This window comes from Bradyrhizobium manausense (assembly GCF_018129685.1).
GTDB classification, from domain to species: Bacteria; Pseudomonadota; Alphaproteobacteria; order Rhizobiales; family Xanthobacteraceae; genus Bradyrhizobium; species Bradyrhizobium manausense_D.
Map to the genome: position 1 here is coordinate 83,422 of NZ_JAFCLG010000002.1, position 13,617 is coordinate 97,038.

The 13,617-nt window shown below is 64.7% G+C and carries 7 protein-coding genes; 4 read left to right on the top strand and 3 right to left on the bottom strand.

The features are described 5' to 3' along the window. Positions 1-21 precede the first annotated feature (21 nt). On the bottom strand, positions 22-654 hold the full coding sequence (locus JQ621_RS08010) for a LysE family translocator (protein ID WP_212233910.1): 633 nt from the start codon (positions 652-654) through the stop codon (positions 22-24). Positions 655-843: 189 nt separating this feature from the next. On the opposite strand from JQ621_RS08010, the gene JQ621_RS08015 reads away from it, so the two are divergent. Both JQ621_RS08015 and JQ621_RS08020 read left to right on the top strand, forming a co-directional pair. Next, a complete protein-coding gene (locus JQ621_RS08015; RefSeq protein ID WP_212233911.1) occupies positions 844-2,634 on the top strand; it encodes an adenylate/guanylate cyclase domain-containing protein in 1,791 nt (596 codons plus the stop codon). A gap of 184 nt (positions 2,635-2,818) precedes the next feature. Continuing rightward, positions 2,819-5,623, top strand: coding sequence for a di-heme-cytochrome C peroxidase (locus JQ621_RS08020; RefSeq protein WP_212233912.1), 2,805 nt, complete (start codon positions 2,819-2,821; stop codon positions 5,621-5,623). A 59-nt stretch (positions 5,624-5,682) separates the two neighbouring features. Here JQ621_RS08020 and JQ621_RS08025 read toward each other — a convergent pair whose 3' ends face one another. Further along, positions 5,683-6,630 carry an alpha/beta fold hydrolase gene (locus JQ621_RS08025; RefSeq protein ID WP_212233913.1) on the bottom strand — a complete coding sequence of 316 codons (948 nt, stop codon included), beginning with the start codon at positions 6,628-6,630 and terminating at the stop codon, positions 5,683-5,685. 248 nt (positions 6,631-6,878) lie between these two features. Here JQ621_RS08025 and JQ621_RS08030 point away from each other — a divergent pair, with 248 nt between their 5' ends. Beyond that, positions 6,879-7,340, top strand: a complete 462-nt coding sequence (locus tag JQ621_RS08030) for an Hsp20 family protein (RefSeq protein WP_212233914.1) — start codon at positions 6,879-6,881, stop codon at positions 7,338-7,340. Between the two features lie 245 nt (positions 7,341-7,585). Here the strand turns inward: JQ621_RS08030 and JQ621_RS08035 are convergent, their stop codons facing one another. Then, entirely contained in the window at positions 7,586-8,317 is a 732-nt protein-coding gene (locus JQ621_RS08035) for a hypothetical protein (protein ID WP_212233915.1), read from the bottom strand. A gap of 491 nt (positions 8,318-8,808) precedes the next feature. On the opposite strand from JQ621_RS08035, the gene gltB reads away from it, so the two are divergent. Beyond that, positions 8,809-13,542, top strand: coding sequence for a glutamate synthase large subunit (gene gltB / locus JQ621_RS08040; protein ID WP_212233916.1), 4,734 nt, complete (start codon positions 8,809-8,811; stop codon positions 13,540-13,542). Positions 13,543-13,617: the final 75 nt, after the last annotated feature.

A 13,617-nucleotide genomic window follows, 5' to 3' on the forward strand; every position in this document is an offset into this window, starting at 1 on the left:
CCTCTCATCCGTTCGGATGGGTTACCGCGTCTGCAGCATGGCGACGCGGATGCCGAGATAGATGAAGAGGCCGCCGAGGGCACGGTTGACCCAGGCGATCACGCCCTCGGACTGCCGCAACCGGTGAGCGGCCTTGGCCGCGAACGCCGCCAGCACCAGGCACCACAGTGTCCCCGTGCAGATGAAGATCAGGCCGAGCGTCAGGAAGGCCAGCGGCTTGTGGGGCGCATCGGCTGCGACGAATTGAGGCAGGAAGGCCAGGAAGAACAGCGCGACCTTGGGATTAAGCGCGTTGGTGAAGACGCCCTGGAGGAAGACCCGCCGCAGCGGGCTCCGCTCGGCCTCATCCTTGACCGCCACCAGCGCCGGCCGCGACCACAGCATCTGGAGGCCGGTCAAGACAAGATAGGCCGCGCCGACCAGCTTCAGGATCAAGAACGCGGTGGATGAGGCCATCAAAAGCGCGGAAAGGCCGATGGCCGCGCCTGCCACGTGGAAAAAACAGCCGCAACTGATGCCGAAAGCCGCAGCCGCCCCGCCGCGCCAGCCCATCTGCAGGCTGCGCCCGATGACATAGACCGTGTCGGGACCCGGCGTGATGTTGAGCAGCACGCCCGACAGGACGAACAGCCAGATTTCGTGAATGCCCAGCATCAGAAAGGCCTTAGTTGGTTCTCACGGCGACGTCCACCGTCCGAAATGCGCAGGATTTGCGTCGAATCTGCAATGCGGATCATACTTTCGCTTGGCGACATCTGCTCTATAAGGGCTGGGTTCTTGAAATGCGGGATTCGCGGCGACGGCCACGCGGTGGCAGTCCCTCTCCCTTGGAGTTCCGAGGATATGGAAAGACGTCTGGCCGCCATTGTCTGCGCCGATGTCGCCGGCTATTCGCGGATGATGGGCAGTGACGAGGCCGGTACTCATGCCGCCTTCAAGGCCCATCGCAACGCGATCCACCCCATCATTCTCAATCACGGCGGCCGTGTCGTCAAAAACACCGGCGACGGCTTCCTGCTGGAATTCCCCTCGATCGTCGGTGCCACTGAAGCCGCGATCGCGATGCAAACGCTGATGGCCGAGCGCAACGACCACCTGCCCGCCGACCGCGCCATGCAGTTTCGGCTCGGGATCCACATGGGCGACGTCATCGCCGACGAGGACGAGGTGTTCGGCGACGACGTCAACATTGCCGTCCGCCTCGAATCGGTGGCGAACCCCGGCGGATTCGCGATCTCGGCCAAGGCCCACAAGGAAGCGAGCAAGCATCTCAGCGTGCCGCTGGTCGATGCCGGGCATCATCGTTTCAAGAACATCAAGGATCCGATCGGCGTCTGGACCTGGAATCCCGACGGCGGGCCGACGCTGGTGCCCGAGGCGAAGGAGTCCCCGGCGCAGCAGTCGCGGACCGCGATCGTCGGCGTGCTGCCGTTTGCCAATCTCAGCGACGCCCAGGACGAATATTTCTCCGACGGGCTGACCGAGGATCTGATCCACGCGCTGTCGCTGCAATCGTTCTACCGGGTGCTGAGCCGCAACTCGACCTTCGCGTTCAAGGGCAAGAATGCGAGCACCCGCGTGATCGCGCGCGAAATCGACGCCACCTATCTGATCCAGGGCTCGGTGCGGCGCGCCGGCGCCAAGATCCGCGTCACCGCCGAACTGATCGCGCCGGAGACCGGCGAGCAGCTCTGGACCGGCCGTTACGACCGCGACATCGGCGACCTCTTCGCCATGCAGGACGAGATCACCACGAGCCTGTCCGCGGCGATCGCCACCGAGATCGTCCGGGCCGAAGCCTCCGCGCCCGCGCGCCCGACCAACGACGTCACGGCCTGGGACCGCTTCCTGAAAGGCCTGTCGCATTATTACCGGCAGACCAAGGAAGACCTGAGCACCGCTGTCGAGCTGTTCCGGCAGGCCATCGCGCTCGATCCAAAGCTGTCGATCGCGCATGCCTATCTCGCCACGATCCAGATCCAGAGCATCCAGTTCGGCTGGGTCAAGGGCACGCGCGAGATGTGGGCGGAGGCGATGCAGCTTGCCGAAACCAGCGTGCGGCTCGACCCGCGTTCGTCCTTTGCGTTCTCGATCCTGTCCTGGGCGCATGCGATGGAAGGCCATGACGAGGCGGCGATGGACGCCGCCAAGCGCGCCGTCGCGCTCAATCCCTACGACATGGGTGCGCGCGGCGTGCTCGGCATCTGCCACTTCGTCATCGGCGAGCACCGCCGGGCGATCGAGTTGTTCTCGATGGCCGCCCAGCGCGACAACAGCGACCCGCGGTATCAATGGGCCGCATTGAACGCCTTCAGCCACTATCTCGTCCGCCAATACGACGCGACGCTGTCCTGGGCCCGCGAACAGCTCTACGTCAACCCGAACCACATGCAGGCCTTGGCAATCCGCGCCGCGGCACTGGCGCAATTGGGCCGCACCGCCGAGGCTGCCGAGGCGACCGGCGTGCTGATGAGCAACTACCCAACCTTGAATGTCGACCGCCATTTGCGGAATTTTCACTGGAAGCGGCCCGAGGACATCGCGCATTATCGCGACGGGCTGTTGAAGGCGGGCGTCCCCGCCAGCAAGCTCACTTTGGTCCAGAGCGACCTCAGGCGCGCCGCCGAATCCTGACGGCGGGATTCTGCCGCGCATGCGCTGCGGCCTCACCGCGGCATTCTTGACAGCCAAGAGAAATCAGCCACACTTCGTCACAGCCTGAAGTAGCAAAGTCGCGCCGCTTCCGCTGTTCGTCAGGACTTTGCGCGCTTGATCGGCGCGCTTCTTTTCGCGATTTGTTTGTTTCAGGACTTTGCCGATGGATGACTCCAGCAAGAAGCCCTTTGATCCTTCGATCGACGTCTCCCCGAACAATCCCTGCCCGTTCCTGCGTGGTCTCGTCGGCGAAGGTTTCGTCGATGGCGGCACCGTGCCGCTGCGGTCGCTGTCGCAGACCATCGCAAATGCAAGCGGCGAGACCGGGCTGAAGAAGATTTCGGCCCGCATCCAGGTCCGCGGCGTCGCGCTGATCGCCAACGGCGCCTGCCACATCCTGCAAAGCATCTTCTGGGGCGCGCAGCTTAATGGCTTGCGCGGCGGCCCGCTCGACAAGCTCGGTGCCGGCTCGCGCATCCTTGGCGTCGACGGCAAGGTCAACGAGGACGAGATCGCGCGGCTCGCCAGTTTCGGCAGCCTCTATGCCGATCCCGATGGCGGCACCGAGACCGGGCTCAACGCCGCGCAGATCCAGACCTTCATGGACGACAATCTCAAGCGCGCCGGCAATCAAGCGCGCTGGTATTACCCGCTCCTGATGAAGTTCGAATGGCCGATCCTGCTCAAGATCATGGGCAAGGGTCAGGGTGATGACCGCTATCTCAGCGTCGCCGAGGTGAGGACATTGTTCAACGAGCGCAAATTCCCGGAGAGGATCACCCAGCGGATGGTCAGCCAGCCGGTGACCCCGCCCTCGCTGATCTTGCGCGCGGCCGGGGGGCTCATCGCCGCGCTGCTCGTCTTCGGCATCGTGGCGCTGCGCTTTCCCGATCAATTCCAACCGATGCTGCCCAGAGTCATCGGCCAGCTCGTCGCCCCGCCATTGCCGAAACTGGTCGAAGCGCGGGCCGCGTACTGGCTCGAGCAGAACTGGGCGCTGGAAGACCGGCACTGGTTTCATCACGCCAGCCAGGGCACCGCGACCTTTCCGGTGCCCTACAGCTGGTTCATGGCGCTGGAGCAGCCGCGGCTGCATTTCTTCGCCAAGCCCGGAATGCTGCACGACAGCGACCATCTGCAGCGCTTCGGCTTCATCCCGAGCCCGCAGACGATCAACACAGACGAAGCGACGCTGCGCCGCTTCGGCTACGCCAATGTCTACGACAAGACGAAGCCGGTGCCCGCTCGACTTTGGAATCCGCCGGTCGACTGGGGCGCGCAGGCCGAAAACGTCGACGGCCTGCCCGTCGGCTTTGCGCGCATGACCGGCGTGCCTGATCCGGCGACCGGCAAGGTCGGCGAGGACCGGATCGGCCTGACTTGCGCCGCCTGCCACACCGGCCAGATCCACTACAAAGGCATCGACGTCAGGTTCGACGGCGGCCCGGCGATGACCGACCTCCGGAAGCTCGAGATCACGACCGGCCTGTCGATCGCCTACACGGTCCTCGTGCCGGGTCGCTTCACGCGCTTCGCCGACCGCGTGCTCGGCCCCTCCGCCAGCGATGCGGATCGCGACGCGCTGAAGCAGAAGCTGAGTGCGATCGGCACGTTCCTGAAAGACTGGGAAACGACCTACGACAAGACCATCGCGGGCAAGACAAGGCTCAACGAGAAGACGAAGCAGAACGAGCAGCAGCAGGACACCGAGGAAGGCTACGGCCGTCTCGACGCGCTCAACCGGATCGGCAATCAGGTCTTCGCCCAGGACATGACGCTCAGCGGCCTCAGCGGCTTCGAGAAGAATCTGCATGCCAAGGACGCGCCGGTCAGCTTCCCGCCGATCTGGACCGTGCCCTGGCTCAAATTCGCGCAATATGACGCGTCGATCGAACAGCCGCTGATCCGCAATGCCGGCGAAGCGCTCGGCGTGACCGCGCTGCTCAATCTGTCCGCCAATGCGCCGGAGGGCACGCTGTTCCGCTCGTCGATGGACATCAGGAATCTGAACTGGATCGAGGATCTGCTGAAGGGCTCGGCGCCCTATCCGAACAAGCAGCTGTCGGGACTGACGTCGCCGAAATGGCCGTCGGATATCTTCGGCGACGCGGCGTGGAAGATCGATGAGGACCGCGTCAAGCGCGGCCGCAAGCTTTACGCGCAAATCTGCGTCGAATGCCATCTCGGTCCGGTCAACGATCCCGTGTTCGACGCCGAATTTCCCGAAAAGAGCATCTGGTCCTCGGACCGCTGGGAGACCATCGGCGACGACAAATTCCTGAACGAGGTGCAGAAAAGCGTCAGAGGCATGGGGACCGACCACGCTCAGGCCAGCGTGCTGGCGACGCGCACGGTTCAGGTGCCGGGCTTTCTCAAGCTCAATCCCTCGCAGAACCTCAACAAGTGGTGGGACTGCAAGCTGCCCGAGGTTTCTTCGACCGACATGCCGTATTCGCTCGGCCTGATGGCGATCGTCGACATCGTCAGCCGCAAGGCGATGAAGGACGCCGATATCAGCTCGGAAGAGCAGGACGACTGGTGGGGCAAGCGCAAGAATTGCCCCAATCCCGGTCCGCAGCCGCCCGACAAGCCGGAGCCGCCGCCATGGTACCGCGCGCGCCCGCTCAACGGCGTGTGGGCCACCGCGCCTTACCTGCACAACGGATCGGTGCCCTCGCTCTACTGGATGCTGAGCCCGGCGGCCGAGCGCCCCAAGTCCTTCTGCATGGGCGGTGGTCGCGACTACGATCCGAAGCAGGTCGGCTTCGCGGTCTCTGACGGCGAAAGCTGCAAGACCGGACAGTCGCGCTTCTCGACGCGCGCCTCTGACGGCACCGAGCAATACGGCAACAGCAATCTCGGCCACTCGTTCGAGGGCAAGGGGCCGCCACACGAGGACGGCGTCGTCGGCCGCCTGCTCGAGGACGAGGAGCGCAAGGACCTGATCGAATATCTGAAGACGCTGTAGCTGCCTTACCTCTCCCCGCAAGCGGGGCCAGGGAGCGTACCGCCTTCGCGGACCGCCTCTTACCCGAACAGTGGCGTGCCCGGCACGAACGCGTCGAACGCGGCCCAGAACTGGGAGCGATAGCGGTCCTGCTCCTGGAGAATCTCGTGCTTGGAGCCGGCGATCACCAGATGCGAGCCGGCACGCAAATGGTAGGCGAACTCCTCGATCGCGGCCGTGGAAACGACCGTGTCGTTGGAGGCCGCCAGCATCAGGATCGGCTGGCGGATCTGCGACGGGTAGTTCACGCCCTTGAAGGTATGCATCGCGCGGAAGGCGGTATCGGCCCAGGCCACCGTCGGCGACGCAAGGCCAAGTGTCGGGTCCTCCTCCAGGATCGCGACGTTGCGCGCATAGCGCACGGGATCGCTGGTCAGCGGATTGTTGATGAAGGGCGACAGCCCGGTCAGCTGGTCGCTGCCGCCGGGCACATAAGCGCCGCCCCGCCCCAGCAGTCGCATCGTCTTCAACAGCGCCCGGACAGGAAGCGAGGTGGCGCGGCCGGGTAGGTCGATCATCGGGGCGGACAGCACCATGCGGTCGAACCAGCGCTTCTGCGCATGCGCCAGCCTCAGCAGGACCGCGCCGCCCATCGAATGGGCCAGCGCGAAGAACGGCGGCGGGCAATCCGGCAGCACCACCTGCTGCACGAATGCCTCGACGTCGATCTCGTAATCGGCGAAGTTGCGGACATAGCCCTTGCGCGGATCGCGCAGACGCCGCGCCGAATGGCCCTGCCCGCGCCAGTCGACCATCGCCACCGCAAACCCGCGGTCGCGCAGATCGCGCACCGTCTCGAAATATTTCTCGATCTGCTCGCTGCGCCCGGTGAAGACGCAAACCGTGCCCTTGCGGTTCGCCGGCGGCGCCCAGCGCGCAAAGCGCAGCTCGACGCCATCAGGCGTCTTGATGGTGCCGCTGACGACATCTTCGGGAACGGGGTTGGACGGGATCGAAACCAGCGTCATGATCGGGAGTGCTTGGGCGCCAAGTTCTGTAAATCCAAGTGCGGTAAATCCAAGAGCTGTAAATCAAGGGGCAGGAGCGCCGAAAAGGCGCCAATGCCGCCCTCTTGAACGCCGTCTGGACTCACCCATATCACCATGGTGCAGGCCGCTACCAGTGTTTCGGAACCGGAACATCAGGCTGCACACAGACGAAAGCCCGGCCCGATCGGCGGGCGGGTTAAAGCAGTCGCTCAATGGAGGACTTGACCATGCGTACCTACGATCTCACCCCGTTCTATCGTTCCACCGTCGGCTTCGACCGCCTCTTCAACCTGCTCGACCAGGCAGGCTCTGACGGCAGCCCCGGTTATCCCCCCTACAACATCGAGCGTACCGGCGAGAACGCCTACCGCATCACCGTTGCGGTCTCGGGCTTCTCCAAGGACGAGCTCTCCCTCGTCGCGAAGGAAAACACGCTGACGATCAAGGGCGAAAAAGTCGCCAACGAGAACTCGAAAGCCGAAGTGCTCTATCGCGGCATCGCCGCGCGTGCCTTCGAGCGCGCCTTCCAACTTGCCGATTTCGTGCAGGTGAAGGACGCCTCGCTCGAGAACGGCCTGCTCCATGTCGACCTCGTGCGCGAGATTCCCGAAGCCAAGAAGCCGCGCCAGATCGCGATCAACACCGGCGCTGCGAAGGCGCAGGTGATCGAGAACTCGGTCGCCGCCTAAGCCGTTCGAGCGATTTCCAGGTTGCGAAGACGCCCCGGTGCCCCCGGGGCGTTTTTCGCATTTTACGCTTCGCGAAACTGGGTCACCGCCGCTGTGACGCCGAGATCCTCGGGCGCTCCTTGTCTTGCTCTGGCCTAAAGCGCGATGGAGTCAGGTTCGATCGGCGTCCGGGATCACCTCTCCCCGACGGGGAGAGGTGATCTGAGCTCTCGGTTCGCATCGATTCAACCAAAACACATCACGCTTTAATCCAGCCCCTGCGCAGCCGGCATCTCCTGCGTCGGCAGAATCGTCGGAGCCGGCTTGGCCTGAGCGACGGTTGACGCGGCTGCCTGTGGTGCGGCCTCTGCTGGCTTGGCCTGCACGGCCGCCTGCTGCGTCGTCGGCTCGGCAGGCTTCGCGGCCGGGACTGGTGTCTCGGCCCGCTGCGGCGACGCTTTCGGCACCGGAACGGTCCGGCTCGCGACATGCGGGATCGAGGCCGGCGGGCGCGGCGGGCCACCGCGGACCATGGTCGGCGGCGGCAGCGCGCTTTGCGGCCGGTAAGGCGCAGCCGACGGCTCCTCATAGGCGGGCGCCATGCCATAGGCGTCCGCGACCGGCATGAAGCGGATGATCCGGCCGTCGCGGGCGTCGATCACGAGCCGGCCGTCATCGCCACGGCGGTCGATCACCGCGATGGAGTAGACGGCGCCGCGCAGGCGCGGGATGCCGAGCGGCGAGAAGCCGTTCTCGCGCAGCACCGCATAGACCTCGGTCGGCGGCAGCAGCGCCGGCGCCGGGCCGCGCTCCTCATAGCCGTAGCCGTATCCATAGCGCGGCGGGGGCGCCGCGACCGGCGGCGCGTAGGGCCCGTCGAAATCGGACACAGCGACAAAGGCCCCACCTGAAATGCCGCGCGCTGGTACCTGTGCCTGGGCAGCGGTTGCAGCCAGCACCAGCGTGGCAGCAGCCACACATCCTGTGAAAAACTTCATGGTCGACACGCTCCTGTCAGGCCCCGAACGACCGGCGCTCTTTCGCTTCTTGTGGCGTGGCGCGCCTTTCGAAGGGCTGAGGTGAAGCTTCATCCGGGATTTCGGCGGCGCTTGGGCCGGATCGGGGCGCGTTTGCTTCAAAACCGGGGCCGCGCAACTTTCGGAAAGCGATTGATTGACATATCGGCAATCGGGACTTCCGCACGCTTGTGTGGTAGACAAAAATTTGGCAAGGTGGCAGTTAGGACAGGAAGACTGTCTCAATTTTGCTTGCGGTTCCGGCATAGGGATTGCAACGAAAGTCGGTGCTTTCGAGCGCCATAAGGCAAGCAGGAAAAGCCGTTCTCGGGGACGAAGAACGCCTTGGCCTGAATTTAAGAAAATGCGGCTCGCAGCGGACGAGCGGTGACCCAGAGGCGGGTGCCGCGGAACGCCCAAGGTGCGCCGAAGATGGCGGTGAGGCGGCTTGCCGCATGGAGAGGATTGGAACAATGAACGGGTCGCAATTCGAGCGCGCAAACATCGTGGCAGAACAGCTGTCGGCGACGGTCGCCTCGAAAACGGCCGATCCGATTCAGGAACACAATTCACGCCCGCCGGCCGAGGGCCTGTACGATCCGAGCCTGGAGAAAGACTCCTGCGGCGTCGGCTTCATCGCCAACATCAAGGGCAAGAAGTCGCACGAGATCGTCTCGGACGCGCTGAGCATCCTCTGCAACCTCGAGCATCGCGGCGCCGTCGGCGCCGACCCGCGCGCCGGTGACGGTGCCGGCATCCTGGTGCAGATCCCGCACGCCTTCTTCAGCCGCAAGGCCAAGGAGAACAAGTTCGAGCTGCCGGCGCCCGGCGAATACGCCATTGGTGCGCTGTTCATGCCGCGTGACACCGCCTGGCGCAACGTCATCAAGAGCATCATCGCCGACCAGATCAAGGCGGAAGGCCTGACGCTGCTCGGCTGGCGCGACGTGCCAACCGACAATTCCTCGCTCGGCGTCACCGTGAAGCCGACCGAGCCCGCCTGCATGCAGGTGTTCATCGGCCGCAACGGCACCGCGAAGACCGAGGACGAGTTCGAGCGCAGGCTCTACATCCTGCGCAAGTCGATCTCGCAGGCGATCTACCAGCGCCGCGACCGCGGGCTTGCGGGCTATTACCCCTGCTCGATGTCCTGCCGCACGGTGATCTACAAGGGTATGTTCCTCGCCGACCAGCTCGGCAAGTACTATCGCGACCTGCACGAGAAGGATTTTGAGAGCGCGCTCGCGCTCGTTCACCAGCGCTTCTCGACCAACACCTTCCCGGCCTGGTCGCTGGCGCATCCCTATCGCATGATCGCGCATAACGGCGAGATCAACACGCTGCGCGGCAACACCAACTGGATGGCGGCGCGCCAGGCTTCGGTGAGCTCCGAGCTCTATGGCAAGGACATCAACCGGCTCTGGCCGATCTCCTACGAAGGCCAGTCGGACACCGCCTGCTTCGACAACGCGCTCGAATTCCTGGTGCAGGGCGGCTATTCGCTGCCGCACGCCGTCATGATGATGATTCCGGAGGCATGGGCCGGCAATCCCTTGATGGATGAGAAGCGCCGCGCATTCTACGAGTATCACGCCGCGCTGATGGAGCCGTGGGACGGCCCCGCCGCGATCGCCTTCACCGACGGCCGTCAGATCGGCGCCACGCTCGACCGCAACGGTTTGCGGCCGGCGCGCTATCTCGTGACCAAGGACGACCGCATCGTGATGGCGTCCGAGATGGGCGTGCTGACGATTCCCGAGGACCAGATCATCACCAAGTGGCGCCTGCAGCCCGGCAAGATGCTGCTGGTCGACCTCGAGCAGGGTCGCCTGATCCCTGACGACGAGATCAAGGCCGAGCTGGCGCGCAGCCATCCCTACAAGGAGTGGCTGGAGCGGACCCAGATCGTGCTGGAAGAGCTGCCGAAGGTGGCGACAACGGGCGTGCGCTCCAACTTGTCGCTTTTGGATCGCCAGCAGGCGTTCGGCTACAGCCAGGAAGACATCACCATCCTGATGACTCCGATGGCGGCGACGGGTGAGGAAGCCGCGGGCTCGATGGGCAACGACACGCCGATCTCGGCGCTGTCGGACAAGGCCAAGCCGCTGTTCACCTACTTCAAGCAGAACTTCGCGCAGGTCACCAACCCGCCGATCGACCCGATCCGCGAGGAGCTGGTGATGAGCCTCGTCTCCATCATCGGCCCCCGGCCGAACCTGTTCGACCTGCAGGGCCTTGCCACCACCAAGCGCCTGGAAGCGCGCCAGCCGATCCTCACCGACGCGGATCTGGAGAAGATCCGCTCGATCTCGGACGTTGCAGACACCCACTTCAAGTCGCGCACGCTGGACACCACCTTCCACGCCGGCCTCGGTGCGGCCGGCATGGACCAGGTGCTCGATGAGCTCTGCGCGCGCGCCGAGGCCGCCGTGCGCGAGGGCGTCAACATCATCATCCTGTCCGACCGCATGGTCGGCACCGATCGGGTTCCGATCCCGTCGCTGCTGGCCTGCGCCTCCGTGCATCATCATTTGATCCGCACCGGCCTGCGCACCTCGGTCGGCCTCGTCGTCGAATCCGGTGAGCCGCGCGAAGTGCATCACTTCGCCTGCCTGGCCGGCTACGGCGCCGAAGCGATCAACCCCTATCTCGCGTTCGAGACCATCATCGCGATGAAGGACCGCCTGCCCGGCTCGCTCGACGATTACGAGATCGTCAAGCGCTACATCAAGTCGATCGGCAAGGGCCTGCTCAAGGTGATGTCCAAGATGGGCATCTCGACCTACCAGTCCTATTGCGGCGCGCAGATCTTCGACGCAGTCGGCCTCAAGGCTGATTTCGTCGCCAAGTTCTTTGCCGGCACGCACACCCGTGTCGAGGGTGTCGGTCTTGCCGAGATCGCTGAAGAAGCCGTGCGCCGCCACGCCGACGCATTCGGCGATGCGCTGGTCTACAAGACCGCGCTCGATGTCGGCGGCGAATACGCCTATCGCAGCCGCGGCGAGGACCATGCCTGGACCGCGGAGTCGGTGTCGCTGCTGCAGCATGCCGCCCGCGGCAATTCGCTGGAGCGCTATCGCGCCTTCGCAAAAATCCTCAACGAGCAGTCGGAGCGTCTCTTGACGCTGCGCGGCCTGTTCCGGATCAAGAGCGCCGAGGAAGAGAAGCGCAAGCCGGTGCCGCTCGACCAGGTCGAGCCGGCCAAGGACATCGTCAGGCGTTTCGCCACCGGTGCGATGAGCTTCGGCTCGATCTCGCGCGAGGCGCATACGACCTTGGCGATCGCCATGAACCGGATCGGCGGCAAGTCGAACACCGGCGAAGGCGGCGAGGAAGCCGACCGCTTCAAGCCGATGCCGAACGGCGATTCCATGCGCTCGGCGATCAAGCAGGTCGCCTCCGGCCGCTTCGGCGTCACCACGGAGTATCTCGTCAACTCCGACATGATGCAGATCAAGATGGCACAGGGTGCCAAGCCCGGCGAAGGCGGTCAGTTGCCCGGCCACAAGGTCGACGCTGTTATCGCCAAGGTGCGTCACTCCACGCCGGGCGTCGGGCTGATCTCGCCGCCGCCGCACCACGACATCTACTCGATCGAGGATCTGGCGCAGCTGATCTACGACCTCAAGAACGTCAATCCGACGGGCGACGTTTCGGTCAAGCTGGTCTCGGAAATCGGCGTCGGCACGGTGGCCGCGGGCGTCGCCAAGGCGCGCGCCGACCATGTCACCATCGCGGGCTTCGAGGGCGGCACCGGCGCTTCGCCGCTGACCTCGATCAAGCATGCCGGCTCGCCGTGGGAGATTGGCCTTGCCGAAACCCACCAGACGCTGGTGCGCGAGCGGCTGCGCAGCCGCATCGTAGTCCAGGTCGACGGCGGCTTCCGCACCGGCCGTGACGTCGTGATCGGCGCACTTCTGGGCGCCGACGAGTTCGGCTTCGCCACCGCGCCCTTGATCGCGGCCGGCTGCATCATGATGCGCAAGTGCCATCTCAACACCTGCCCGGTCGGCGTCGCCACGCAGGACCCCGTCCTGCGCAAGCGCTTCACCGGCCAGCCCGAGCACGTGATCAACTACTTCTTCTTCGTCGCGGAGGAAGTCCGCGAGATCATGGCCTCGCTCGGCTTCCGCACCTTCAACGAGATGATCGGCCAGGTTCAGCTGCTCGACCAGACCAAGCTGGTCGCGCACTGGAAGGCCAAGGGCCTCGACTTCTCCAAGCTGTTCGTCAAGCAGAAGGAGGAGAAGGGCCAGAAGATCTATCACTCCGAGCGCCAGAACCATCACCTGGAGGCCGTGCTCGACCGCTCGCTGATCGAGAAGGCGCAGCCCGCGCTCGACCGCGGCGCGCCGGTCAGAATCGAGGCTGCGATCAACAGCACCAACCGCTCCGCGGGCGCGATGCTGTCAGGCGCGGTCGCCAAGATCTACGGCCATGCCGGCCTGCCGCACGACACGATCCATGTCAGCCTCAAGGGCACCGCCGGCCAGGCCTTCGGTGCGTGGCTCGCCAATGGCGTCACTTTCGAGCTCGAGGGTGAAGCGAACGACTATGTCGGCAAGGGCCTTTCCGGCGGCAAGATCATCGTCAAGCCGCCGGCCAACAGCAGCATCGTGCCGGAAGAGAGCATCATCGTCGGCAACACGGTGATGTACGGCGCCATTCAGGGCGAGTGCTACTTCCGCGGCGTCGCCGGCGAGCGCTTCGCCGTGCGCAACTCGGGTGCGGTCGCCGTCGTCGAAGGCGCGGGCGATCATTGCTGCGAATACATGACCGGCGGCATCGTGGTCGTGCTCGGCAAGACCGGACGCAATTTCGCGGCCGGCATGTCCGGCGGCATCGCCTATGTGCTCGACGAGACCGGTGAGTTCGACAAGCTGTGCAACATGGCGATGGTCGAGCTCGAACCGGTGCTGTCGGAAGAGATGATCAATGCCGACACCTATCACGCCAGCGGCGATCTCGAGGCGCATGGCCGGGTCGACGTGTTCAAGAACCTGCTCGCCTCCGACGTCGAGCGGCTGCACGTCCTGATCACGCGCCACGCGAAGGCAACCGGCTCCAAGCGCGCTGCCGACATCCTTGCCAATTGGAAGGAATGGCTGCCAAAATTCCGCAAGGTGATGCCGGTCGAGTACCGGCGCGCACTGCGCGAATTGGCCGCCAACGCGGACGCCGAGCCGAAAATCGCGATCGGGGCGTAAAGCATCACACCCCGTCATTGCGAGCGAAGCGAAGCAATCCAGACTTTCTTCTCGGATACACTGGATTGCTTCGTC

Excerpts from the sequence above, each read along its gene's own strand:
- JQ621_RS08010 (WP_212233910.1), bottom strand. The coding sequence starts at position 654 with ATGCTGGGCATTCACGAAATCTGGCTGTTCGTCCTGTCGGGCGTGCTG.
- JQ621_RS08015 (WP_212233911.1), top strand. The coding sequence starts at position 844 with ATGGAAAGACGTCTGGCCGCCATTGTCTGCGCCGATGTCGCCGGCTAT.
- JQ621_RS08020 (WP_212233912.1), top strand. The coding sequence starts at position 2,819 with ATGGATGACTCCAGCAAGAAGCCCTTTGATCCTTCGATCGACGTCTCC.
- JQ621_RS08025 (WP_212233913.1), bottom strand. The coding sequence starts at position 6,630 with ATGACGCTGGTTTCGATCCCGTCCAACCCCGTTCCCGAAGATGTCGTC.
- JQ621_RS08030 (WP_212233914.1), top strand. The coding sequence starts at position 6,879 with ATGCGTACCTACGATCTCACCCCGTTCTATCGTTCCACCGTCGGCTTC.
- JQ621_RS08035 (WP_212233915.1), bottom strand. The coding sequence starts at position 8,317 with ATGAAGTTTTTCACAGGATGTGTGGCTGCTGCCACGCTGGTGCTGGCT.
- gltB (WP_212233916.1), top strand. The coding sequence starts at position 8,809 with ATGAACGGGTCGCAATTCGAGCGCGCAAACATCGTGGCAGAACAGCTG.